At 63.5% G+C, this 21,494-nt stretch carries 17 protein-coding genes and 3 tRNA genes; 10 read left to right on the top strand and 10 right to left on the bottom strand.

Annotated features, from left to right (window positions below; genetic code table 11):
• Positions 1–8 precede the first annotated feature (8 nt).
• From V7R84_RS11820 to V7R84_RS11800, 5 genes are all read right to left on the bottom strand, one after another.
• A complete protein-coding gene (locus V7R84_RS11820) occupies positions 9–758 on the bottom strand; it encodes a hypothetical protein (protein WP_338569263.1) in 750 nt (249 codons plus the stop codon).
• Between the two features lie 110 nt (positions 759–868).
• The gene (locus V7R84_RS11815; protein WP_338569262.1) at positions 869–1,759 is read right to left on the bottom strand and encodes an ATP-binding cassette domain-containing protein; all 891 of its coding nucleotides are present in this window, start codon (positions 1,757–1,759) and stop codon (positions 869–871) included.
• Entirely contained in the window at positions 1,759–3,894 is a 2,136-nt protein-coding gene (locus V7R84_RS11810) for a peptidase domain-containing ABC transporter (protein ID WP_338569260.1), read from the bottom strand. The genes V7R84_RS11815 and V7R84_RS11810 overlap by 1 nt, the downstream gene beginning before the upstream one ends.
• Positions 3,882–6,803 (bottom strand): type 2 lanthipeptide synthetase LanM, encoded by a 2,922-nt coding sequence (gene lanM, locus V7R84_RS11805; RefSeq protein WP_338569258.1) that lies wholly within the window; start codon positions 6,801–6,803, stop codon positions 3,882–3,884. Before lanM ends, V7R84_RS11810 begins: the two co-directional genes overlap by 13 nt.
• A gap of 86 nt (positions 6,804–6,889) precedes the next feature.
• The gene (locus tag V7R84_RS11800; RefSeq protein WP_338569255.1) at positions 6,890–7,051 is read right to left on the bottom strand and encodes a hypothetical protein; all 162 of its coding nucleotides are present in this window, start codon (positions 7,049–7,051) and stop codon (positions 6,890–6,892) included.
• 292 nt (positions 7,052–7,343) lie between these two features.
• Here V7R84_RS11800 and purF point away from each other — a divergent pair, with 292 nt between their 5' ends.
• On the top strand, positions 7,344–8,807 hold the full coding sequence (purF, locus tag V7R84_RS11795) for an amidophosphoribosyltransferase (protein WP_338569253.1): 1,464 nt from the start codon (positions 7,344–7,346) through the stop codon (positions 8,805–8,807).
• Positions 8,804–9,844 (top strand): phosphoribosylformylglycinamidine cyclo-ligase, encoded by a 1,041-nt coding sequence (gene purM / locus V7R84_RS11790; protein WP_338569250.1) that lies wholly within the window; start codon positions 8,804–8,806, stop codon positions 9,842–9,844. The genes purF and purM overlap by 4 nt, the downstream gene beginning before the upstream one ends.
• 100 nt (positions 9,845–9,944) lie before the next feature.
• Here purM and V7R84_RS11785 read toward each other — a convergent pair whose 3' ends face one another.
• Positions 9,945–12,152, bottom strand: a complete 2,208-nt coding sequence (locus V7R84_RS11785) for an NADP-dependent isocitrate dehydrogenase (RefSeq protein ID WP_338569248.1) — start codon at positions 12,150–12,152, stop codon at positions 9,945–9,947.
• A gap of 150 nt (positions 12,153–12,302) precedes the next feature.
• On the opposite strand from V7R84_RS11785, the gene V7R84_RS11780 reads away from it, so the two are divergent.
• On the top strand, positions 12,303–12,515 hold the full coding sequence (locus V7R84_RS11780; RefSeq protein WP_338569246.1) for a DUF3073 domain-containing protein: 213 nt from the start codon (positions 12,303–12,305) through the stop codon (positions 12,513–12,515).
• Positions 12,516–12,524: 9 nt separating this feature from the next.
• Complete coding sequence (locus V7R84_RS11775; RefSeq protein ID WP_338569244.1) at positions 12,525–13,481, top strand: alpha/beta hydrolase; 957 nt, start codon at positions 12,525–12,527, stop codon at positions 13,479–13,481.
• Between the two features lie 137 nt (positions 13,482–13,618).
• On the opposite strand, the gene V7R84_RS11770 is transcribed toward V7R84_RS11775, so the two are convergent.
• A complete protein-coding gene (locus V7R84_RS11770; RefSeq protein WP_338569241.1) occupies positions 13,619–13,900 on the bottom strand; it encodes a hypothetical protein in 282 nt (93 codons plus the stop codon).
• Positions 13,901–13,979: 79 nt separating this feature from the next.
• On the opposite strand from V7R84_RS11770, the gene V7R84_RS11765 reads away from it, so the two are divergent.
• Positions 13,980–15,410, top strand: coding sequence for an alpha/beta hydrolase (locus V7R84_RS11765; RefSeq protein WP_338569239.1), 1,431 nt, complete (start codon positions 13,980–13,982; stop codon positions 15,408–15,410).
• Positions 15,411–15,623: 213 nt separating this feature from the next.
• Here V7R84_RS11765 and V7R84_RS11760 read toward each other — a convergent pair whose 3' ends face one another.
• Complete coding sequence (locus V7R84_RS11760) at positions 15,624–15,803, bottom strand: DUF6767 domain-containing protein (RefSeq protein WP_338569237.1); 180 nt, start codon at positions 15,801–15,803, stop codon at positions 15,624–15,626.
• Between the two features lie 159 nt (positions 15,804–15,962).
• Here V7R84_RS11760 and V7R84_RS11755 point away from each other — a divergent pair.
• The 4 genes from V7R84_RS11755 (at position 15,963) to V7R84_RS11740 (ending at position 17,867) form a co-directional block, all read left to right on the top strand.
• Positions 15,963–16,038, top strand: a tRNA-Glu gene (locus V7R84_RS11755).
• A 121-nt stretch (positions 16,039–16,159) separates the two neighbouring features.
• A tRNA-Asp gene (locus V7R84_RS11750) sits at positions 16,160–16,233 on the top strand.
• Between the two features lie 25 nt (positions 16,234–16,258).
• A tRNA-Phe gene (locus V7R84_RS11745) sits at positions 16,259–16,332 on the top strand.
• 146 nt (positions 16,333–16,478) lie between these two features.
• The gene (locus V7R84_RS11740; RefSeq protein ID WP_338569235.1) at positions 16,479–17,867 is read left to right on the top strand and encodes a hypothetical protein; all 1,389 of its coding nucleotides are present in this window, start codon (positions 16,479–16,481) and stop codon (positions 17,865–17,867) included.
• A gap of 7 nt (positions 17,868–17,874) precedes the next feature.
• Here the strand turns inward: V7R84_RS11740 and V7R84_RS11735 are convergent, their stop codons facing one another.
• A complete protein-coding gene (locus tag V7R84_RS11735) occupies positions 17,875–18,561 on the bottom strand; it encodes a vancomycin high temperature exclusion protein (RefSeq protein WP_338569233.1) in 687 nt (228 codons plus the stop codon).
• Positions 18,558–20,231, bottom strand: a complete 1,674-nt coding sequence (gene pgi / locus V7R84_RS11730; RefSeq protein ID WP_338569232.1) for a glucose-6-phosphate isomerase — start codon at positions 20,229–20,231, stop codon at positions 18,558–18,560. The genes V7R84_RS11735 and pgi overlap by 4 nt, the downstream gene beginning before the upstream one ends.
• A gap of 564 nt (positions 20,232–20,795) precedes the next feature.
• Between pgi and V7R84_RS11725 the strand changes: the two genes are divergently transcribed.
• Entirely contained in the window at positions 20,796–21,422 is a 627-nt protein-coding gene (locus tag V7R84_RS11725) for a hypothetical protein (RefSeq protein WP_338569229.1), read from the top strand.
• The last annotated feature ends 72 nt before the right edge of the window (positions 21,423–21,494 follow it).

Here is a 21,494-nt window from a genome sequence, read left to right as displayed (position 1 = left end):
CTGCGACATCAGACCACTCGACGTCGCAGACGCAGGAAGCCGATTGCCAGGACTGCCAAGGGATAAGCGATGGCTGCCGCGATCAGGAGCGGGTAGTTCAGCGTGGCCATCGCGTCCGGGGCGTTCGTGGTCAGGAAGTTGAAGACGTTGTTGGGCAGCCATTTTGCGATCTCGCGCGCCGTATCAACCGGGATCTGCCCGATGATGATCGGTGCGATTAGGATGATGCTGATGTAGAGACCGAGGGCAGTCGCGCTGTTCCGCAGAATCAGGGCGATGCCTGCCGCGAAGCTCACCGCGCTCACGGTGACGAAGGCGAGTGCTGCGATCTGCCTCCACACGGCGGCGTCGAACAACGAGATCGAGTACGGCGTGCCCGCCAACAACCAGTTCTCGAGCGGCACCACGACCACCATCATTGCGACGGTCCCGACGGCGCACGCCAAAGCGGGCCACATCGTCTTCGCCACCACGAAACTCAGCGGTCGCTGAATGGCGGAGTGGGTGGTGTAGATGAAACCGGAGGACCACTCGGAGCAGATGAACAGAATCGCGACAACACCGAGGAAGATCTGGGCGAAGGGAAATCCGAACACCGCGATGTCCTGAACGAAAGCCGGGTCATCCAACGGCTGGCCGCTCCTGAACGAGTTGGCGACGCTGAACGCTACTGCAGCGGCCAAACCTGTCATGGCGAGGAGGCCTGCGGCCAAGTTGAGAAGCAACGTCCGATTCCCGAAGAAAACGTGCCTCTGCATGCGCAGGGATGCGAATCGCTGCAGACGCGCAGGCGATGGGGATGTGTACTCTTCCCGTCCTCGACGTGCCGTTGTGCCCGAAGTTCGATCACTCAATGTCATTGCGCTCATCAGCTTGCCTTCCGATGGTCGGGGGTGGTGAATTCCAGATACGCGTCTTCCAGGGAAGTGCGTTGGGTCGTGAGGGTGAGCGGGACGAAGCCGCCCTCATGAAGGATCCGTCCTATGTCCTCGTTCTCGCAGTCGAAGACGTGAACGACCCCATTGACCACCTCGGCCCGGAGCCCACGTGTGGCAATCTCATGGAGGAGACGATGGTTCTCGGTCGTGGAGACGACGACACGTGAGGACGTTGCGTGAATGTCCTGCAATGAGCCGGACCAGATGGTGTGGCCGTGGTTCACCATGATGATGGTGTCGGCCATTTCCTCGACCTCAGCCAGGGAGTGGGAGGACAGGAGGACTCCGCCGCCTTGCTGAGAGAACTCGCGCAGCAGCTCCCGCAGCCAGATGATCCCGTCGGGATCGAGGCCGTTCATCGGTTCGTCCAGGATGAGGAACTGCGGCTCCCCGAGAAGCGCGAGAGCGATTCCGAGACGCTGCTTCATTCCCAGCGAGAAGGTCCCGACACGACGCCGCAGCGCCTGCCCCAGACCCACCTGCTCCAGGAGTTTCCGCCCCTTGTTCTTCGGGATGCCGTAGGCCGCGGCCAACGACTGCACAGCGGTCACGGGGGTCAGTTCCTTGAGAACGCCTTGTCGATCGATGAGGGCCCCGAATGTTGTCAGTGGATCGGTGAGATCACGGATGCGCTGGCTGTTGATGGAACAGCTTCCACTGTCGGGTTTTTCCATGCCGGTGATCATCCGCAGCGTGGTGGATTTGCCGGCTCCGTTGGGCCCCACGAAGCCGACGATCTCGCCGGGATGGACCGTCAAGGAAACGTCTGCGACGGCTTGGATGCTGGCATAGGACTTTGAGATGTTCTTGATCTCAAGCATTACAGTGTCGCTCCTTGAAGCTCGCGATGGGTTCGGTAGGCGTTGTACATGTGGAAAAACAGGCCGTGACGGTCGAACAGATCATCGAAGGTGCCCTGCTCGGCGATTTCGCCATGATCCATGACCAGGATTCGATCTGCTTCGGTGACGGTCTCGAGTCGGTGCGTCACCGTGATGGTGCTGCACCCGACAGCGCTCAGGTTCCTGTGGACGACAGTCTCGGTCTCCTGATCCAGTGCCGACGTTGCCTCATCCAGGATGAGGAGACGCGGGTGCCGCAGTAGAGCTCGCGCGATGGCGATCCGCTGCCGTTGGCCCCCCGACAGGTTCTGTCCGCCGTTCGTCAGGAAAGTGTTGAGGCCCATCGGCAGGCCTTGTTCCCTCAGGTTGAAGCAGGCCTGATTCAGGGCTGCGATGAGTTCAGAATCGTCGATGTTCTGGTCCCCCCAGACCAGATTGTCCCGAAGTGTGGCGTTGCGCAGCGGGGCGTCCTGTGGCACGTAGACCACGTTGTCGAAGAAGCTCGGCTTGGCCACCTCGGCCAACTCTGTTTCGCCGCAGCGGACGCTTCCCTGATCGGGGCGGTAGAGGCCCGCCAGCAAGCCGACGAGGGTGGACTTCCCGCTACCCGTGGCGCCTACGACGGCGATCCTCTCGCCTTCATGGCACTGGATGCTGACCTGGTTGATGGTCTGTGGTGCGAAACGCGAGAACTTGAACGAGGCGGCCTCGGCCTGTAAGGGGAAGCGGAAATCCTTGCCGGAGACGTCGGCGAAAGTGTTGTCCTCCTGGGCCGAGAGGATGTCGTCAATGCGCCGAACGGTGGCGTTGGTTTCACCGATCTCGACGGCCATAGAGCCCAGATTGCTGAGCTGGCTGAAGAAGACTCCGGCGATCATCTGGAGACCCACTGCCGCTGGGAACGCCATCGCCCCGCCCAAGGGGGAGATCGCCAACACCAGGACGGAGAGCGGGCCGAAGCTCTGAATCGTGGAGACGGTAGCGGTGAGAGTGCCGGACAGCAACGCTCGGGTGCGGCGGGTGCGAACTGCGGCTGTGTTGTGCCCCACCCAAGAGGCGAACGCCTGCTGCTCGGACCCGAGGCTCTTGACCAATTTGATCGAGTTCAGTGAGTCCACCATGACCGCGTTGGCCAGCGATTCCGAGGAGTTGAGGTTCTCGGTCAGCCTGTTGGCGACGCGTCGGCTGGCCTCGAAGGCAACGACATAGACGCCCAGGATGAGGGCGACCACCATCCCGATGGTGGGGGTGGCGACGACGATCCACCCGAGGCTGACGAGGGCGATCACGCTGGAGACCACACCCCGGGCGAGGGTGGTGGACAGCGATTCCTCCAGCCGATTGACGATACCGACACGGAAGAGCAGCTCACCCACGGGCCGCACCACGAAGTAGGAGTACGGGGCGTTGAGCAGCTTGTGGAAAACTGTCTCGCCGAGCCGCTTGCCGATGTCGGTGGCGCAGAAGGTGGTGACAGCGAGGTTGAGCAGCTGGATCAGGAAGAAACCCGCGGCGAGAGCCACCAGCATTCCTGTCAATGATGCCTGAGGCGTGGTCGCCGCCTGCTGGAGCAGGTCACTGGTCAGGTTTGGAAGCGCCAATGTCGTGGCGCCCACGACAATGGCGCCGATGAGTACGGCCGCCAAGAGATACGGACGACGCCAGGCGATACCGAGCACGCTCCGCCACGGAGAGGGATCAGGGGTTTCTTGGCGGGTGGCGGGGCTGGTCACGCACAGGGCCAGGCCAGCGAAGTGCTCAGCAAACTCATCTGCGCTCACGACGCGCCGGCCTCCGGCCGGATCGACGATGACGTGGCGTTTTCCAACGGTCCGCTCCAGGACCACGTAGTGCGACGGCTCCCAGAGCAAGATGGCTGGCGTGGGAAGTTGATGGACCGTGGACACGGTGGCGCGGTACACCTTGGCCGTGGCTCCCTGGGATTCGATGAGCTGCTTGAGCTGTGGGATCGTCAGTCCGTCCCTTCCAGGAGCGAATGCCTCGCGCAAGGCGCGGAGGGAGAGTTTGCTTCCCGCGCTCCGGAGCACCATGTGAGCGCAGGCGATGCCGCAGTCGGACTGGGTGACTTGGTAGGAGGTCTTCACGCGAGCCACAGTGGACTCCTCACGGCAGGTCGGGTTTCGTCCATGGAGGCCTCGAAGAGCGCAGCCCCTCCTGTGCCGCCCATGAGAGAGTGGGAGATGGAGTTGCGGGTTGATTTGGTGAGCTCGCGGGGCAGGACCTCCCTGAGATAGCGCCGTGAGGCGCGGGTGACGTCCTCGGCCAAGTGGTCGTCCTGGGTCAGGGAAGCGACGTGTCGGAGGATCCACAGGTTACCCACGTCGCCGTGGCACAGGGAGATGTTCCCGCCGAAGCAGTCGCGTTTCGTGGCGTCCACAAGCAAGCTGATTGTGGGCTCCAGGTGATGGTCATCGAAACGTCCCGTGGAGTGGATCTGGGCCAGTGCCAAGAGCAATCCCGGGCTGCCGGAGCACCATCCCCGACCCTTGAACTTGTGGTCCGTCCCGATGGGCCACAACCCTGTCCGTGGATCTCGTTCGTCGAGGAGCGAGATCAGGACGGCGCGTGCCGCCGAGTCGACCTTGCTGGATCGGACGAGAGGGGTGGCCAAGGCCAGTGCGGCCCCGACCCCTGCGGTGCCGTGGGCGTACCCGGTCAAGGACATGGGTTTCCTGTCTGAAAGAACCCAGTCCGCGAGCCTCCGGGAGACTATCCGAAGAGCTGCCAACGACTGCTCCGAGTCATTGAGCGGGTTCGCGACCAGGTTGGTCATCAAAAGCACCATGCCTGCATCCCCGGCCACGATGTCGTACCCGTTCGAGGGAGCCGCCGCCAGAGTGCGAAGCAACTGGCGTGCCTGCCCGGCCAACGCGGCATCATTCACCAATTGTGCGTAGCAGTCAGCGGCCCAGAGAGCGGACTCGGTTCCCGCCAGGGCGCCGCGCGTGAAGCGGGGATCCAACAGGTCGGCCTGTTGGAGTTTGTTCACCAGCTGGCGGAAGAAATCGTCCGCCCGGGTCGTGGAGCCATCCACATGGGCCGATGCCAGGGCCACTCCGCTGGACCCTGCATATGCGTCGATGCTGAGTTCGTGGGGATACCAGTACTGGTGGGCGGTGTCGCTCAGGCGCGCTCCCAGCCACGTTGGGGTGAACTCGTTCTCGCCGCCCACGAATCCGAGATTCAACGCATCCCAGGAGTGACGTGTGGGTGTGGCGGTTCCGGGGGCGACTGAGTTGCTGAACCGGAATGCGGTGCCCTCGGTGTCCTCTTCGTAGTACGGGGCGAAGGACACCTGGATCAACCATTCGCTGAGTTCGATGAAATTCTCGTCGATTCGTTCCAACGCATTCGTGATCGAGTCGAGCGGGGATGCGGTCATCGCATCGGGTAGGACCACCTCGTCCCCTGACAGTAGGTCCGTACCGGTTGCCGCTACGACGAAGGCGGGGGTGTCCCACTGTGCGAGCTGCCTCAATTCCGAGGCGAGAAGGGGGGCGGGGACGTCATCTCGAAAGACGCCGACCCGTGAGAGCGCGGCCAACAGGAGCTCGGGGTCGCTGAGGCACGCGGCGTTGGTGGCGAGCTCCAACGCCTTTGAGTAACGGATCGTGTCGGCGGCGACACTGCGGACAGTCACGTCGGCGAAAGTGCGTCGAATGAAGGCGAGCAGCGCCGGGGTGTCGGATAGGGCCGCTGTGAGAGTCAGCCGGAAGGAACGGCAGACGGCGTCGATGAAATCCTTGGCGACGAATCTCTCCGGCGGCGATTCCTCCGGGGACTCCGAGACGCCGGAGGGCTCGATACGCATGTCTGACGTGAAGGGGTCGCGAAGGGTCAGGGATCGTTCGCCGCTGCCGGTGGGACGACGCTGCCCCAGGACCCCGACGTCCACGAAGACGGGATTGCGTTTGTGGGGCACTATCAAGGGTGAGGGAAAGAATCCGGAGGTCGTCACCAGCTGGCTCAGGGCGCGTGCGGCAGGGCCGAGCGGATTCCTGCTGGATTCCAGGACGCTGGAGAAAAGGGTCTCGGTGTCCGTGAGAATTGGGATTCCGTCCCGGAATCGGACGTTCTCGAAATGGACATCCGAGATTCCAAGGAGCTGGATCGTTGCCGCGAAATTTCCGAGGGCCTCTGGGTCATCGAACTTGGTTTCTTGGGCATCGGTCACGTATTCGGCCCAGCCGTGATCACCGCTGTCAATGACCCTGCATGAGAGAAATTTGGCATTTCCGGTGATGTCCTGGAGATGCTTCTGGAAAAGTGAGAAAGCCTGATCGTTCGCCAAGGATCTCGGCTTGTACACGACCCTGGATTTGTCGGAGAACGTCAGAATGGAAACGGATTTTCCGTGGTGAGAATCTCCTTCACCCAAGGAGATGTTGGCGACCTTGACGTCGTTCCCGACTCCGAGTTCGTGGAGAAATGGTAGATCTGATGCTGTGTGATCGAGCAGTTGGAGAATGAAATCGGTGCGACGACGCACGATGTTGCGTGCGATGTGCACGGCAACCGGGAAGCGTTCCTGGAACAGCCGCAGACCGTGCTTGGAAGCCAGGAAGGTGGACAGGCGTGTGTATTCGGCCGTTCGGCACGTGATCTGGTCATCGGGGAGCCGGTGTTCCGAGGCGAGCTGGATCTGCGCCCTGAGCAGGACATTCTGCATCTGCGAGACCGTTGCCGTGAGGACGGAACGCAGCGTGTCGTGGGGATGCGACAGGAGCTCATGGTCTCTCAGCTGGCCGAGGAGGCAAGCCAGATCCTCGTGCGCTACCGCCAGGGTTGCCTCGAAGAAGGGGATGGGTTCCGGGGAGTCCGTGGTGGGCAGCAGCTCAAGAGCCTGCTGGAGCAGTTCCGGTGGGCAGCACGTGACCGCGGTCGCCCCCGTGGTCCGCGACATGAGGTCGGCCAGCGCATCGGCGGCGCGATTTTTATGCAGAAGTGCGTCGACCTCGGCAGAGTTCAGTTCCGGAAATGCTGCGTAAACTGTCGATTGCATGAATAGGCTCCTGTGTGATGGTGAGTGACGGTGGGGATGAGAATGCTCTCACACCCCACCGTCGGTAGAGTCATTTCGCTGGGTCACTAGCGCCAGCCGCAAATGAAGCCGTGGCACTCCCAAGAAATGGTGCAGACAGCGCCGATGGTGCGGGTACCCGGGACGGTCCAGAGGCCGCCAGCCTGGGTTTTCTCGGACTGCGAGAGCTCGTGATCAGCGACTTCCTTCAGGAAATTCATGTCGGACATTGTTGCTCCTTTTTTCTTTGGCCGACCCTGTGCCGACCTGATTCAAAAATATGAGGCTATCGCCAGCATGCCGAGCGGATGTCAACTTTTGGGGAACAGGTCACTCGTGTGATGCAGAAGCTGTTTGGCATCCGGATCAGATAGGGCGCGGGATTCCGGCAAAGTGCCTGGAACCCTGCCGGGTCGTGGGGCTGGGGATGAGTGGCTGTGGTCCGGCTTGTCGGCCCAGGGCCTCGTTCGGGGGCGTTCTCGGTGATGTGGGTTACTGACGAACCCGCGATAAGCTGAGCCGGTGCTCCGACCTGATGGCCGACTGTCTCTCGATCTCGATCCCATCGACCACGGCCCGAAGGACGCCTGTGGTGTCTTCGGGGTCTTTGCCCCATCCGAGGACGTGGCCCAGCTGACCTACTACGGGCTCTTCGCTCTCCAACACCGCGGCCAGGAATCCGCCGGCATCGCGGTCTCCACGGGGAAACGGATCACCGTGTTCAAGGACATGGGGCTGGTCTCCCAGGTCTTCGACGAGGCCACCCTCACCTCCCTGCGCGGAAGGCTCGGCATCGGCCACACCCGCTACTCCACCACCGGCGCGTCCGTGTGGCACAACGCCCAGCCGACCTTCCGCGCCACCCGCAACGGCGGCCTGGCGCTGGCCCACAACGGCAACCTCACCAACACCCACGAGCTGGAGGCCTGGCTTCGCGAACTCGACCCCGACCAGCGGGTCCCCGAGAAGAAGACCATGGACTCCACCAACGACACCTCGCTGGTGACCGCGCTCATGGCCTCGTTCGGAACCGAACCGATCGAACAGGTCGCCATGACGGTGCTGCCCAGGCTGCGGGGGGCCTTCTGCCTGACCTTCATCAACGAGACGACGCTGTTTGCCGCCCGCGACCCGCAGGGCGTGCGTCCCCTCGTCCTGGGGAGGCTCGCCACCGGCTGGGTGGTGGCCTCCGAGACCGCCGCCCTGGACATCGTGGGGGCCAGTTTCGTCCGGGAGGTGGAGCCCGGCGAATTCATCGCCATCGACGAGGCAGGTCTGCGCAGCCGGCGTTTCGCCGAGGCCACACCGAAGGGCTGCCTGTTCGAGTACGTCTATCTGGCCCGCCCCGACACCACCATCGCGGGGCGCAGCGTCCACGCCACCCGTGTCGAGATCGGTCGTATCCTCGCCCGCGAACACCCCGTCGAGGCCGACCTGGTGATCCCCACCCCCGACTCCGGCACTCCCTCAGCCGTCGGATACGCGGAGGCCTCCGGAATCCCGTTCGGCCTCGGACTGGTGAAGAACGCCTACGTGGGTCGCACGTTCATCCAACCCAGTCAGACCATCCGGCAGCTCGGCATCCGGTTGAAACTGAACCCGTTGAAGGAGGTCATCGCGGGCAAACGACTCGTGGTGGTCGACGACTCCATCGTCCGCGGCAACACCCAACGGGCCCTGGTGCGCATGCTCCGCGAGGCCGGGGCGAAGCAGGTGCACGTGCGCATCTCCTCGCCGCCCGTGGAGTGGCCCTGCTTCTACGGCATCGACTTCGCCACCCGCGCCGAGCTCATCGCGCCCGGGCTGAGGGTCGACGAGATCTGCCGGTCGCTGGGGGCCGATTCCCTGGGCTACATCTCCCTCGACGCCCTCACCGAGGCCACCCATCGTCCCGCCGCCGAACTCTGCCGTGCCTGCTTCGACGGCCGCTATCCGATAGCGGTCCCGAAGGACCAGGCCGAGCTGCTTCACCTGGAGGAGAAATGAGCCAGTCCGCCTACGCCGCCGCCGGAGTCGACATCGAGGCCGGTGACCGCGCCGTCGAACTCATGAAGGCATCCGTGGCCCGCACCCGCCGACCCGAGGTGCTGGGCGGGCTCGGCGGTTTCGCCGGGTTTTTCGACGCCTCGGCGTTGAAGGGATACACCCATCCGGTGCTGGCGACCTCCACCGACGGGGTGGGCACGAAGGTCGCCATCGCTCAGGCCCTCGACCGCCACGACACCATCGGTTTCGACCTGGTCGGCATGCTCGTCGACGACCTGGTGGTCTGCGGCGCCGAACCGCTGTTCGTCACCGACTACATCGCCTGCGGCAAGGTGGTTCCCGAACGGATCGCCGCCATCGTCTCGGGCATCGCCGACGCCTGTGTCGCGGCGGGCTGCTCCCTGGTCGGCGGGGAGACCGCCGAACACCCCGGGCTGCTCGGCCCGAATGAGTACGACGTCGCGGGCGCGACCACCGGGGTCGTGGAACGCGACGCCATCCTCGGTGCCGACCGCGTCGAGACCGGCGACGTGGTGCTGGCGATGGCCTCCTCCGGGCTGCACTCCAACGGCTACTCACTGGTGCGGCACGTGCTGCTGGAACAGGCCGGTTGGCGGCTGGACAGGCACGTCGACGAACTGGGCCGCACCCTCGGTGAGGAGCTGCTGACCCCGACCAGGGTCTACGCCCTCGACGTCCTCGCGCTGATCCGCGAGGTGGAATGCCACGCCTTCAGCCACATCACGGGCGGTGGGCTGGCCAACAATCTGGCGCGCGTGATCCCGGCGGGCCGGAGGGCCCGGCTGGAACGCGACTCCTGGACTCCGCCCGCGATCTTTCGGCTCGTGCAGCAGGTGGGTCGGGTCTCGCAGGCCGACATCGAGGCCACCCTCAACATGGGTGTTGGCATGGTCGCGATCCTGCCCGAGACCAGCGTGGACACAGCCGCCGCGCTGCTGGGGTCGCGGGGAATTGACGCCTGGGTGCTGGGACGCATCGAGGCCCACGACGGCCCCGGCGTCGCCGAACTGGCCTGACCCCATCACCCGGCTTTCCGTGGAGGTGGAAGGTGGGTGAACCGGCCTCGCAGGTGTCATTGAGCCGGTCGTGTCAAAACCATTCCTTGCCTGGCGCCTTTCAGATGCCGTCGATGATGGCGTTGAAGGTGGGGGAGGGGCGCATCACCGCCGACGCGAGGGCTTCGTCGGGCAGGTAGTAGCCCCCGATGTCGACGGAGGCTCCCTGCACCGCGATCAGCTCCGAGACGATCGCATCCTCGCTTTCTGCGAGGGCCCTCGCGATGGGTTCGAAGGCCACCGCCAGGCCGGTGTTCTCGCGCTGGGCGGCCAGTTCTTCTGCCCAAAACCGGGCCAGCCAGTAGTGCGATCCGCGGTTGTCGGTGCCGCCCAGCCGTCGCGTCGGCGACTTGTCCTCGGCCAGATAGCGTCCGTTTGCGCGATCGAGAGTGGCGGCCAGCACGCCCGCCCGGGTGTTGCCCGTGGATGCGAGGTGTTCCAGCGAGGCGGCCAACGCCAGGAACTCACCCAGCGAGTCCCAGCGCAGGTAGTTCTCCGCAAGCAGTTGCTGCACATGCTTCGGGGCAGAGCCGCCCGCGCCGGTCTCGAACAACCCGCCACCGGCCATCAGCGGCACGATCGAGAGCATCTTCGCCGAGGTTCCCAGCTCCAGGATGGGGAACAGGTCGGTGAGATAGTCGCGCAGGACGTTGCCGGTCACCGAGATGGTGTTCTCGCCCCGACGGATGCGTTCGACAGTGAACCGGGTGGCCTCGACGGGAGGCAGGACGCGGATGTCCAGGTCGTCGATTTCGTGGTCGGTCAGGTACGTCTTCACCTTGAGCAGCAGGTTGCGGTCGTGGGCGCGGGTCTCATCCAGCCAGAACACGGTGGGCCAGCCGGTTGCGCGGGCCCGGGTCACGGCCAACCCCACCCAGTCGCGGATGGCGGCGTCCTTGGTGTGGCAGGCCCGCCAGATGTCGCCCGCAGCGACGTCGTGATGCAGCAGCACGTCCCCGGCTGAATTCACGACCTCAATGCGACCGTCGTGCTCGACGTGGAAGGTCTTGTCGTGGGAGCCGTACTCCTCGGCCTGCTGTGCCATCAGCCCGACGTTGGGGACGGTGCCCATGGTGCGCGGGTCGTAGGCGCCGTGGGCGCGGCAGTCGTCGATCACGGCCTGGTAGACACCGGCGTAGGAGGAGTCGGGCAGCACCGCGAGGGTGTCGGCCTCCGCGCCGTCGGGGCCCCACATGTGACCGGAGGCGCGGATCATGGCGGGCATGGAGGCGTCGACGATCACGTCGGAGGGGACGTGCAGGTTGGTGATGCCCCGGGTGGAGTCGACCATTGCCAGGGCGGGTCCTGCTGCCAGGGCAGTGTCGATCTCGGCCCGGATCTCCTTGCCGTCCGGTAACTTCTCCAGGCCCGCGAGGATCGCTCCCAGGCCTTCGTCGGGGGACAGGCCTGCGGCAGCCAGGGCATCGCCGTGGCGTTCCAGGACGGGGCCAATGAAGGCCTTCACGACGTGGCCGAAGATGATCGGGTCGGACACCTTCATCATGGTGGCCTTCAGGTGCACGGAGAACAGCAGGCCCTCCCGCTTCGCCGCCGCGACCTGCTCGGCCAGGAAGTCGTCGAGCGCCGTCGCGCGCATGACAGTGGCGTCCACGACCTCCCCGGGAAGCGATTCCAGGCCGTCCCGCAGGACGGTGACGGTCCCGTCACCGTCGACGTGGCGGATGGTGAGCACGTCGCCGCCCGCCAGCACCACCGACTGCTCGTTGTGGTGGAAGTCGCCGGAGGCCATGGTTGCGACACGGGTCCGTGAATCCGGTTCCCAGACGCCCATCCGGTGCGGATTGGCCTGCGCATGTCTCTTCACGGACTCGGGTGCGCGGCGGTCGGAATTGCCTTCGCGTAGTACAGGGTTTACGGCAGATCCCTTGATTCGGTCGTAGCGGGATCGGACCTCCTGCTCCTCCGAGGTGGTGGGTTCTTCCGGGTACTCGGGCAGGGGAAAATCCTTGGCCCGGAGTTCCGCGATGGCTGCCTTCAGTTGCGGCACCGAGGCGGAGATGTTGGGCAGTTTGATGATGGTGGCCGAGGGGTCTCTCGTCAGTTCCCCGAGCTCATCCAAGGTGTCGGAAACCCGCTTGTCATCGGGTAGAAAATCAGGGAAACGCGCCAGGATGCGGGCGGCCAGGGAGATGTCGCATCCTTCGATGCCGATGCCGGCCAGACGCCCGTAGGCCTGGAGTACTGGGAGCAGTGAGCGTGTGGCCAGTCCGGGGGCTTCGTCTGTGAGGGTGTAGATGATCTTTTCCATCGGCTCTCCTCGGGTCGTGGCAGTCTGTTCAGTCAGCCTACCCGGCGGGATGCTTTGAGCATGGTGGCTGACTCCGGTAGGCTCGTAGTCACGAGTTACTGACAGATTCCGCGGCAAGCCCGCGATGATTGAACGAGGGGGTCGACCCATATGGGGCGCGGCCGTGCAAAGGCGAAGCAGACGAAGGTGGCCCGCGATTTGAAATATCGCTCCGTGGACACCGATTTCGCATCTCTGGAGCGTGAACTCCGAGGCGAGAAGTACCAGTCCCGGGAGACCACCGACATTCCAGATGCGTACGCAGACCTCGCGGAGCAGTACAACACTGACGACGACGCCGAGGACGAGTATCCGCATCGCTGATTGCTATCGGTGATTCCTTGGATCCCGGATGTCGAGCTGCCGGGCTACCGCCAGCTCGACATCCCCCTGCCCGGGGCGCAGAAGTACCAGGGCGAGCCGGATCACGAGGTGGTCGCCACGCTTGTTCGGCGCTCCGATCCAAGCGGTTCCCGTGCCGTGTTGTACGTCCACGGGTGGAGCGACTACTTCTTCCAGACCCATCTGGCTGAGGCCTTCGAGAGCTGGGGGTACGACTTCTACGCCCTCGATCTACGCCGCTACGGCAGGTCGCTGCGGGACGGGCAGCTCGCCGGCTACACCGCCGATCTCGCCGAGTACCACCAGGAGTTGGATGCCGCCGTCGAGGTGATCCGCACCGAAGGACACGATCAGGTGGTGCTGTTGGGGCACTCGATGGGTGGATTGGTGGTCTCGCTGTTCGTTCGCGACCGCCCCGGGGTGGTGGATGCCGTGGTGCTGAACTCGCCATGGCTCGAGTTGCCGAGCCTTCAGGCGTGGCGTCCCGCTCTGGCCGCAGCCTTCGGTGCGGTGGGGACGCTCTCCCCGACCCGAGCGCTTCCCCTGCCCGAACTGGGTCTCTACCGCCGCTCCATCTCCGCCGACGAGGAGGGGCAGTGGCGCTACAACCACAACCTCAAAGGGGATCCGGCCTTCCTGCCCCGGGTCGGTTGGATGTCGGCGGTGATGCGCGGCCACGCGGCGGTGGCAGCTGGCCTCGGGATCGAGGTCCCGGTGCTGATGCTGATCAGCGATCGCAGCGACCCCTCCCGCACCTGGAACAACGACATGCACCGCGCGGATGTGGTTCTCGACGTCGACGCCTTGGCTGCGCGGGCCCCGCAGCTCGGCGACCACGTCACCCTCATCCGCGTCCACGGCGGCAGGCACGACCTGGTGTTGTCGCTGGAGGAGCCGCGCCACCGTTTCTTCGACGAGACCCGACGCTGGCTCGCCACCTACGGCTGACTGGGGCTGGCTGCACAGGGTTGTCGGCTGGGAATTCAGGGGGTTCCCAGGGGAAAATGCGATGGCGTGGGGCCGCGGGTTCTCGTAACGTTCCGAGTGGCTGGCGGCAGGGAGAGGCTCGTGAGGGCTGCCGGCTTTCAACGCAGGCTACCGGGCCAGTTGGCCCGGCAAGGAGAAGTCATGAGAAAACTCTTTTCGCTACGGTCCCTGGCGGGTTTGGCGGCCATTGCGACCACTGTGTCGTTGGTCGCCTGCGACGCTGCGGGGAGCAACGGAAGCTCGTCCCCGGTGACCAGCGGTACCACGTCGCCCTCGGAGGTGGCCTCCGGCGTCGTGTCGCCGGAGGTGTCGCCGTCCTCGTCGACCACGTACCCGGCCCCACTGTCCCCCTCGCCGACCTCTTCGGTGGCGTCAACCACACAGCCCAAGGGACAGCCCGGGGCGCCGGACACGCCCGTCTCGGAACATGAGACCTGGCCTGCCGTGGAGGGGCAGAACATGGATCGCCAGCTCGGCTACAAGGGCAGCGGTACGCCATCGGTGACACTGCCCGCCGCTGTGGGTGATGACTTTTCGGCATATGCGCAGCAAACGATCACGTGGGAGGCGTGTGGCGAGGGTGTTGAGTGCGCGACGATGAAGGTGCCACTCGACTGGGAGAATCCGGGAAAGGCGTCGTTGGACATCGCGTTGACGCGGAAACCATCGGCGAATCCGTCGAAGGGGCCGTTGTTCTTCAACCCCGGCGGGCCCGGTGTATCAGCGCGTCCCACCATCCAGGGTCTGCCCGTCGATGTCGTTCCCGGCTACGACCTGGTTGGTTGGGATCCGCGGGGGGTGGGGGAATCCACCCACGTGGAATGCGGCACCACGGAACAGACGGACGCTGCCTTCCTGTCCGACAGCACCCCCGATGACGAGACTGAGGAGCAGGTGAAGCGGGAAGGGTGGAAGGCTTTCGCCAGGCAGTGCCGGGACGCCTCGGGTGAGCTGCTGGATCACCTGAGCACCATCGAGAACGTCCGCGACCTCGACCTGCTGCGGCATCTTCTCGGTGCGGAGAAACTGAACTATCTCGGGTGGTCGTATGGCACCTTCGTCGGTGCGACCTATGCGGAGCTGTTCCCGGAGCGTTCCGGACATCTGGTTCTCGACTCCGCCGTTGACATTTCCGTTCCCTCCTCGCCCCTGCTGGGCGTTGGGGGTTTTGAGAAGGCGTTGCAGCGTTTTGCCGAGTGGTGTGCGGGGGAGGCGTCCTGTTCCCTCGGTGAGGATCGCGATGCCGTGCTCAGCCGCATCGATGCCTTCCTCAAGGGCCTCGACGCGACCCCCGTGGCCGTGGGGGAGCGGAAGCTCACGCAGTCGGTGGCGACTCTCGGCCTTGGGGCGGCGCTGTACGGCGCCGAGTCGACCTATCCGCAGCTGGCGACCGCCCTTCAGCGCGCCATGGATGGTGACGGAGCGGAGATGCTCACGTACTTCGGCATCATGACCGGTCATGATGGGAATGGGTGGACGACAAGGACTTACGCTTCCTCCGCCATCTTCTGCGTCGACCGCCCCGACCGGGGTATCGAGGTCGCCGAGAAGGGAGTTTCCGACAAAGCGGCGGAGGCCCCGGTGTTTGCTGCCAATCTCGGGACGCTCCCAATGTGTGAGTACTGGAGCGCGGATTCCGCGCCCAATCTCACACTGACTGCCAAGGGGGCCGGTCCCATTCTGGTGATCGGAGCCACGGTTGACCCCGTCACCCCACACGACAACTCCGTTGCCATGGCCAAGCAGCTCGACTCCGCCACGCTGCTCACCTGGGAGGGCTCGGGGCATGCGGTTGCCTTCGCGGGGAAGAGCACATGCGTCGATGAGGCGGTGGTGAAATATTTCGCCACCGGCGAGGCCCCAGCTGATGGCACCTCCTGCCCGGCCTGAATCCAGAGCTGTGCCTGGGGTATCGCTGAATGCGGTGGTACCCCAGGTGTGGATCGTGTTTCCTGAAGCCGGGTGGGCCGACCGTGAGCGAGGTCACGTCGAAGCCGTTTTACGCAAAAGTGGTTGAGTCGGATCGCGACGTCCGCCGTCAGGCTTTCAGCGACGTGATCCGGAGGTCCCGCGCTCGTCGGCGGCGAGGCGCGGGCCCTGCGGTCACGTGGCAGCGGCGCGTTTCTCGGCTTTCTTCGCCAGCCACATCTCCCGCATCTCGGGGTCTTCCAACACGAGGCGTACCGTCGGGCAGTTGTGGGGTCCGTCAGCCCCGGGAACGCACAATCCGCAGGGGTCGCCGGGACGCAACGGGCACATCGGGGTGGCGACTCTCCTGCTCACGAAGAACAAGGCTACTCCCGGGACACGGCGGGTCAGTGGTTCGGCCAGACCAACCAACCGGAGACAGCGACCACCTCGAGGGCAACCGCTGGTCCATGGATGGTGTTGGGCAGGCTGGCTTGCCCGCGCGGCGGATCGCCACTATTCTTCTCGGGGCCGGTCCCCATCGTCTAGCGGCCTAGGACTCCGCCCTTTCACGGCGGCAACACGGGTTCGAATCCCGTTGGGGATGCCAGGGAGACTCCTGTGTGGAGCCCCTGAACCGGGTTGCAGAGCGGTGAAAATCCCGATTTCCCAAAACCGGGGAGTGCCGCTAGAGTTACCCGGGCTGGTGAGAGCCAGCAGGTCAAGAAATTGGCCCCGTGGCGCAGTTGGTTAGCGCGCCGCCCTGTCACGGCGGAGGTCGCGGGTTCGAGTCCCGTCGGGGTCGCTGGGTGAGCTACAGGCCACCCACCGGCCAGGTAGCTCAGTTGGTAGTAGCGTTCGCCTGAAAAGTGAAAGGTCGCCGGTTCGACCCCGGCCCTGGCCACCCGAGAATCCCAGTCACAGCATTTACGTTTTCTGGTGGAAACCTGATCGTGGTTGAACCGCCGTCATGTAACTATAAATGGCATGACAGTGCCGCAGCAGCCCCCGACTCCTCACAGAGACTGCAATCCGAATCAGTCTGCGCACATGCCGCCCCTGCCGTCGGCAGGAACGTATGCTGTTGGCCAATACCCGTGTGGTCCTGGAAACAGCTTTGTGCCTGGACCTGTTCCCCCACAGAACGTTTCTGGACATTGGGGCGCTCCTCCTCAGAAGAAGAGAAGAGCTGGGCTGGTAGTTTCGTTGATTGCGTTGGCGGTCGTCCTGATTACAGGAGGTGCCGTCGGAGCGTCTTTCCTGCTGCAAAACAAGAACGACCAGGGTGGCATGAACCACAGCAGGGTGTGGTCGAGTGCATGGTTTGAAGGCCACGAGAAGGTGTGGAATCTGGAATCCCCAAGCCATGACAAGAGTCCGTACATCATGGTCGTGGATGACAAACTCATTCACATAACCGACAGCAGCACTACTGGGTCTACCACAATTACGGTCTTCAAGCTAGGTGATGGAAGGCCTGAACAGCTCTGGCAGGAAACGGTCGAAGGATACGACGAGTGGGGTACGTCTGTCTGGGGAAACTGGCTCATCGTCCAGAACACTCTGATCGATATCAACACTCGCGAGCATGTCACAGCGCCCTGGGGTGCCGGAGCTACGACTGCCGCATCGAAGAAAGGCGTGATCGCCTGCATCAAGACGACATGCACAATGTGGGAGTCTCTGACGAGCAAGAAATGGGAAAATACTGTCCCGGCGACCAATCCTGTGCATGTATGGTTGAGCGAGGAAGTGAAAAACCATGTGCTCGCCATGAGTAACGGAACAAACTCCTATAGCGATGGCCACAAATATTTTGTCATAGATCTCGAGAACGGGAATGCAAAACCTCTCGAAGGAAGTGGACTCAGAACACCAGAAGCGCTGGACGACGGATGGTTCGCCTTCGGTGAAACTTCGCTGAACGCTACCGGTCGTTTGACAAAGACTGTTCTCTATGATTTTGACGGCACGCCCAAGGAAACTTTTGACTTTGACGAGGACAGGCGGCCTTCAAGCTACCCCTGGTCCCCCACGACCTTCACTCTTGATCAGGCAAGCAAATGGTTCAAGGATGGGGACGCTTCATGGGCTCCGGCTGTGTACTCCCTGCCAAGCAAAGAGTCGTGTAAAACCATCACGGTAAACAACAAAGAAATAAAGATTCGTGAGAAAGCTGCTTGGCCCAAAGAAACGGGCAGTATGTGTGAAGCGGCGTCCGCCGAACAAGCTGCGCATCGTTCGGGAAAGGGGCAGATTGTCGCATTCTATGAGTATGAGAAAGAGGAGAGCGCCTTTCACCTCGTTGATATGGTGACGGGCCAAGCAGCAGACCCCATTTTTGTCGGGGACTACACCACATACAGAATTGTGGGGGATCTGCTGATTGTCTGCAGCAAGAAGGGAGATCTCACGGCATTCCGTGCGGGACGGCAGTAGATCCTTCTCAGTTGTTCTTCAGCGCGTCCTGGATGGCGGTGCTCGGCGGTGACTGCGTCGCCTTGGCCCCGCGCAGCAGATCGAGTTGCATCTTCACGTACGCCGGGAACTCGCGCAGCTCCCCGTGGAGGTAAAGCGCAGGCCAGTTCCGCTGGGCCGTCAGGTCACCCACCCCGATGGCGTCGACCCCCAGAGCCCGGCAGGTGGTTATCGTGCGCGGCAGATGGTAGGTCTGAGAGACCACCGTCATCTCCCGCACCCCGAACACGTCGCGGGCCCGGATGCAGGAGTCATAGGTGTCATAGCCGGCGATGTCCTGCACGATCCTGCCCGCGGGGATACCCTGAGCGACGAGGTAGTCTTCCATCACCTGGGTCTCGTAATTGCTCTCCGCAGTGTTGGCTCCCGTGACGAGGATCACCTTGCCCCTGCCCGATGTGAAAAGCTCGATGGCGACATTCAGGCGGGCCGTCAGGAACCCCGACGGGCGTCCGGGGTCGGCTTTGGCGCCCAGCACCATGATGACATCCCGGGCTGGGATGTCGTCGCCCGTCCTGTAGATCCGGTCGGCGCTGCCCGAGGCCACCATGAAAACCCCGGACAGGATCGGGCCGAGCGTGACGCTCAGGGCTATGGCCGCCGCCACTTCCAGGCGGCGACGACGCGGTTTGCCCGCCTTCTTTTTGGAGCTCATCGCCGGTTTTCCAGATACCAGGACACCAGCGCCCGGGTGGATGCGTCTTGCGCGGCCAGGGCGTGGGTGTCGCCGAAGACCGCTGGCGCGATCTCCAGGGCCAGCTTCTTGCCGAGCTCGACGCCCCACTGGTCGAAGGAGTCGATGCCCCACACGATTCCCTGCACGAACGTGATGTGCTCGTACAGCGCGATCAGCTGTCCGATCACCGACGGCGTCAGTGCGGGCGCCAGGATCGAGGTGGTGGGCCGGTTCCCGGAGAACACCCGTGCCGGCACGATTTCTTCTGGCGTCCCCTCCTCGCGCACCTGTTCCTCGGTCTTCCCGAAGGCCAGCGCCGCAGTCTGGGCGAAGAAGTTCGCCAGGAGCATTCCGTGCACATCCACGTCGCCATCCTTGATCGCGTGCGGCGGATTAGCGACCGCGATGAAGTCGGCGGGGATCAGCTGGGTGCCCTGGTGGATCAGCTGGTAGAAGGCGTGCTGACCGTTGGTGCCGGGTTCGCCCCAGAACACCTCGCCCGTCTCGCACGTCACCGGAGAACCATCCCAGCGCACCGATTTGCCGTTCGACTCCATCGTCAGCTGCTGCAGGTAGGCGGCGAACCGGTGAAGGTACTGGGCGTAGGGCAGCACCGCGTGACTGGTGGCGCCCAGGAAGTTGACGTACCAGATGTTCAACAACCCCATCAGCAGCGGCACGTTGTGTGCCGGATCGGTTGTGCAGAAGTGCTGGTCGACGGTGTGAAAACCGGCCAGGAAGTCACGGAAACCGTCGGGACCGATCGCGATCGCCACCGGCAGGCCGACAGCCGACCCCACGGAATAGCGGCCACCCACCCAGTTCCAGAACCCGAAGGCGTTGGCCGGGTCGATGCCGAACTCTGCCACCTTGTCCAGCGCGGTGGACACAGCCACGAAGTGTTGTGCGATCGCGTCCCGGCGCGCCTGTTCGGTGTCCTCGATGGAACCTGCGGCGACCAGTGCATCCAGCAACCAGGTGCGGGCCATGCGTGCATTGGTGAGGGTCTCCAGGGTGGTGAAGGTCTTGGACGCGACGATGAAAAGCGTGGTTTCGGGATCCAGGTCCGCGGTCTTGACGAAACAGTCGGTCGGATCGATGTTTGAGATGAACCGGCACTCCAGGCCCTGCTGCTTGTACGGCAGCAGTGCCTCGTAGACCATCGCCGGTCCGAGATCGGAACCACCGATGCCGATGTTGACTACGGTGCGGATCGGTTTGCCCGTGACCCCCACCCACTCGCCAGAACGCACCTTGTCGGCAAAGGCGAACATCTTCTCCAACACGTCGTGGACATCTGCCACCACGTCCTGCCCGTCAACCGTCAATTCCGCGTTGCGAGGCAGCCGAAGTGCGGTGTGCAGCACCGCACGGTCCTCGGTGATGTTGATGTGCTCGCCGCGAAACATTGCATCCCGGCGGCCAGCTACGTCGGTCTGTTCTGCGAGCCGCAGCAGCGCCGCTACGACGTCGTCGTTGATGAGGTTTTTCGACAGATCGACGTGCAGGTCCCCGACGGTGTGCGTGAAACGGGCGGCCCGCTCCGGGTCGTCGGCGAAAGCTCTGCGAAGATCCAGTTCGGCATTGTCGGCGAGCTCGTCCAGCTCATCCCAGGCAGCAGTGGTGGTGGCGTCAACCGGCTTGATCATGGCACCAGCTTAGGTCCTGTTGTGGAAATCTCGCCCCGCTGTGGAGCGCCAGACCGGGCGATCGTACGCTTCTGTGACCGTGACCCGGCGTCGTGACCGGCGTGTTTCGCTGTGGGAAAATGATGGTGAAAATACCGCATTCATGTCGCCCGATAGGCTTTCAATAGCCCGAGGAATTCGTAATGGAGCCGCGAATTCAGGGGGATCTATCCGTCGGCGACGCTCACCAGGCGCTGGTTTTCCTGCGTGACTTGTCGAAGGGTGATTCGGGCGGAGGCGATACTTTCGGCCAATGAAATATATGTCCTTTGGTCAGGGCATTGAATGCCTTTGGTTAGGGAAATCTAGGTCCCTTGGTTCGTGGGGGATTATGGTTATGATGATCATGGTCGCATCCCCCCGTTTGATGCGCCCTAACCACTGGTTGCGAGGAGTATTACCTTCGTAGTGGACCGGGAGCGACTGTTGATCAGTCGTGCGGCGTGGCTGTTTTCTTTCTTCCGGTCGAAGGCGAAGCGTATTCCTCACGTCGTGTCCAAAGCGTCATAGGAGGTCGTCGCGTCAATGGGTGGAGCCGTAAACAAGGTGACAAAATTTCAGGGAAGAGGACCCGGGGTGATCGCCGCGCTGTATGGAATAAGGGAACATGCAGTCTTCTTATTTCTGTGTGGGGTGTTGATTGCGGCGGCGATTCCAGATTCATCCGCGTTGCCAGAGCTGTGGATCGGCTGGTTGATATCGCTGCTGGTTGCCGAGGTCCTGCTCTGCGTTCGTCGCACACAGCCCAGGATCGACGATCGGGAGGTCGATCTGATCCTCGCGGTCATCCTGTTTGGAGCGGGGATCTGGGTGCTCCGGCAGTGGCCAACTGCCGGTAATCCGACGGTCGTCACCATTGCCTGGCTCCTCTGTCTGGCGACGTGCATGCTGATAGTGAGTGGTACCCGGGCCATGATGTGGGTGTGCCCTGCAGCTCTGCCCGCTCTGGCGTGGTTGCTGCCTCCACCGGCTCGCCTGATCGCCCTGATCGTTGTTGCCATCGTGTGGGTGAGCGTTGTTGGCACGGTTTTGTTCCGTCGTGGATGGGCTCCCTCTGATCAGCTGATCCACATCCCAGTCTCGCGTTACGTCACTGTGGGTGTGGCGCTGGTTCTCGTCATCGTCCTTTCGCGGATCGGGGTGATTCTGTGACGTCCCGGTCGGTCAAACATGCACCGGGCAGAAGAGCGATCGCCCGAGCCGAAGAGGTGCCGGCGCCATTTC

Origin of the sequence: Arachnia propionica (assembly GCF_037055325.1) — a bacterium.
GTDB lineage: Bacteria > Actinomycetota > Actinomycetes > Propionibacteriales > Propionibacteriaceae > Arachnia.
This window is presented reverse-complemented; position numbering and strand designations above follow the sequence as displayed.

Coding starts and splice junctions, on each gene's coding strand:
- pgi (WP_338569232.1), bottom strand. CDS start 20,231: ATGATCAAGCCGGTTGACGCCACCACCACTGCTGCCTGGGATGAGCTG.
- V7R84_RS11735 (WP_338569233.1), bottom strand. CDS start 18,561: ATGAGCTCCAAAAAGAAGGCGGGCAAACCGCGTCGTCGCCGCCTGGAA.
- V7R84_RS11785 (WP_338569248.1), bottom strand. CDS start 12,152: ATGGAAAAGATCATCTACACCCTCACAGACGAAGCCCCCGGACTGGCC.
- V7R84_RS11815 (WP_338569262.1), bottom strand. CDS start 1,759: ATGCTTGAGATCAAGAACATCTCAAAGTCCTATGCCAGCATCCAAGCC.
- V7R84_RS11725 (WP_338569229.1), top strand. CDS start 20,796: ATGGGTGGAGCCGTAAACAAGGTGACAAAATTTCAGGGAAGAGGACCC.
- V7R84_RS11740 (WP_338569235.1), top strand. CDS start 16,479: ATGCCGCCCCTGCCGTCGGCAGGAACGTATGCTGTTGGCCAATACCCG.
- V7R84_RS11780 (WP_338569246.1), top strand. CDS start 12,303: ATGGGGCGCGGCCGTGCAAAGGCGAAGCAGACGAAGGTGGCCCGCGAT.
- purM (WP_338569250.1), top strand. CDS start 8,804: ATGAGCCAGTCCGCCTACGCCGCCGCCGGAGTCGACATCGAGGCCGGT.
- V7R84_RS11765 (WP_338569239.1), top strand. CDS start 13,980: ATGGATCGCCAGCTCGGCTACAAGGGCAGCGGTACGCCATCGGTGACA.
- V7R84_RS11800 (WP_338569255.1), bottom strand. CDS start 7,051: ATGTCCGACATGAATTTCCTGAAGGAAGTCGCTGATCACGAGCTCTCG.
- V7R84_RS11820 (WP_338569263.1), bottom strand. CDS start 758: ATGCAGAGGCACGTTTTCTTCGGGAATCGGACGTTGCTTCTCAACTTG.
- lanM (WP_338569258.1), bottom strand. CDS start 6,803: ATGCAATCGACAGTTTACGCAGCATTTCCGGAACTGAACTCTGCCGAG.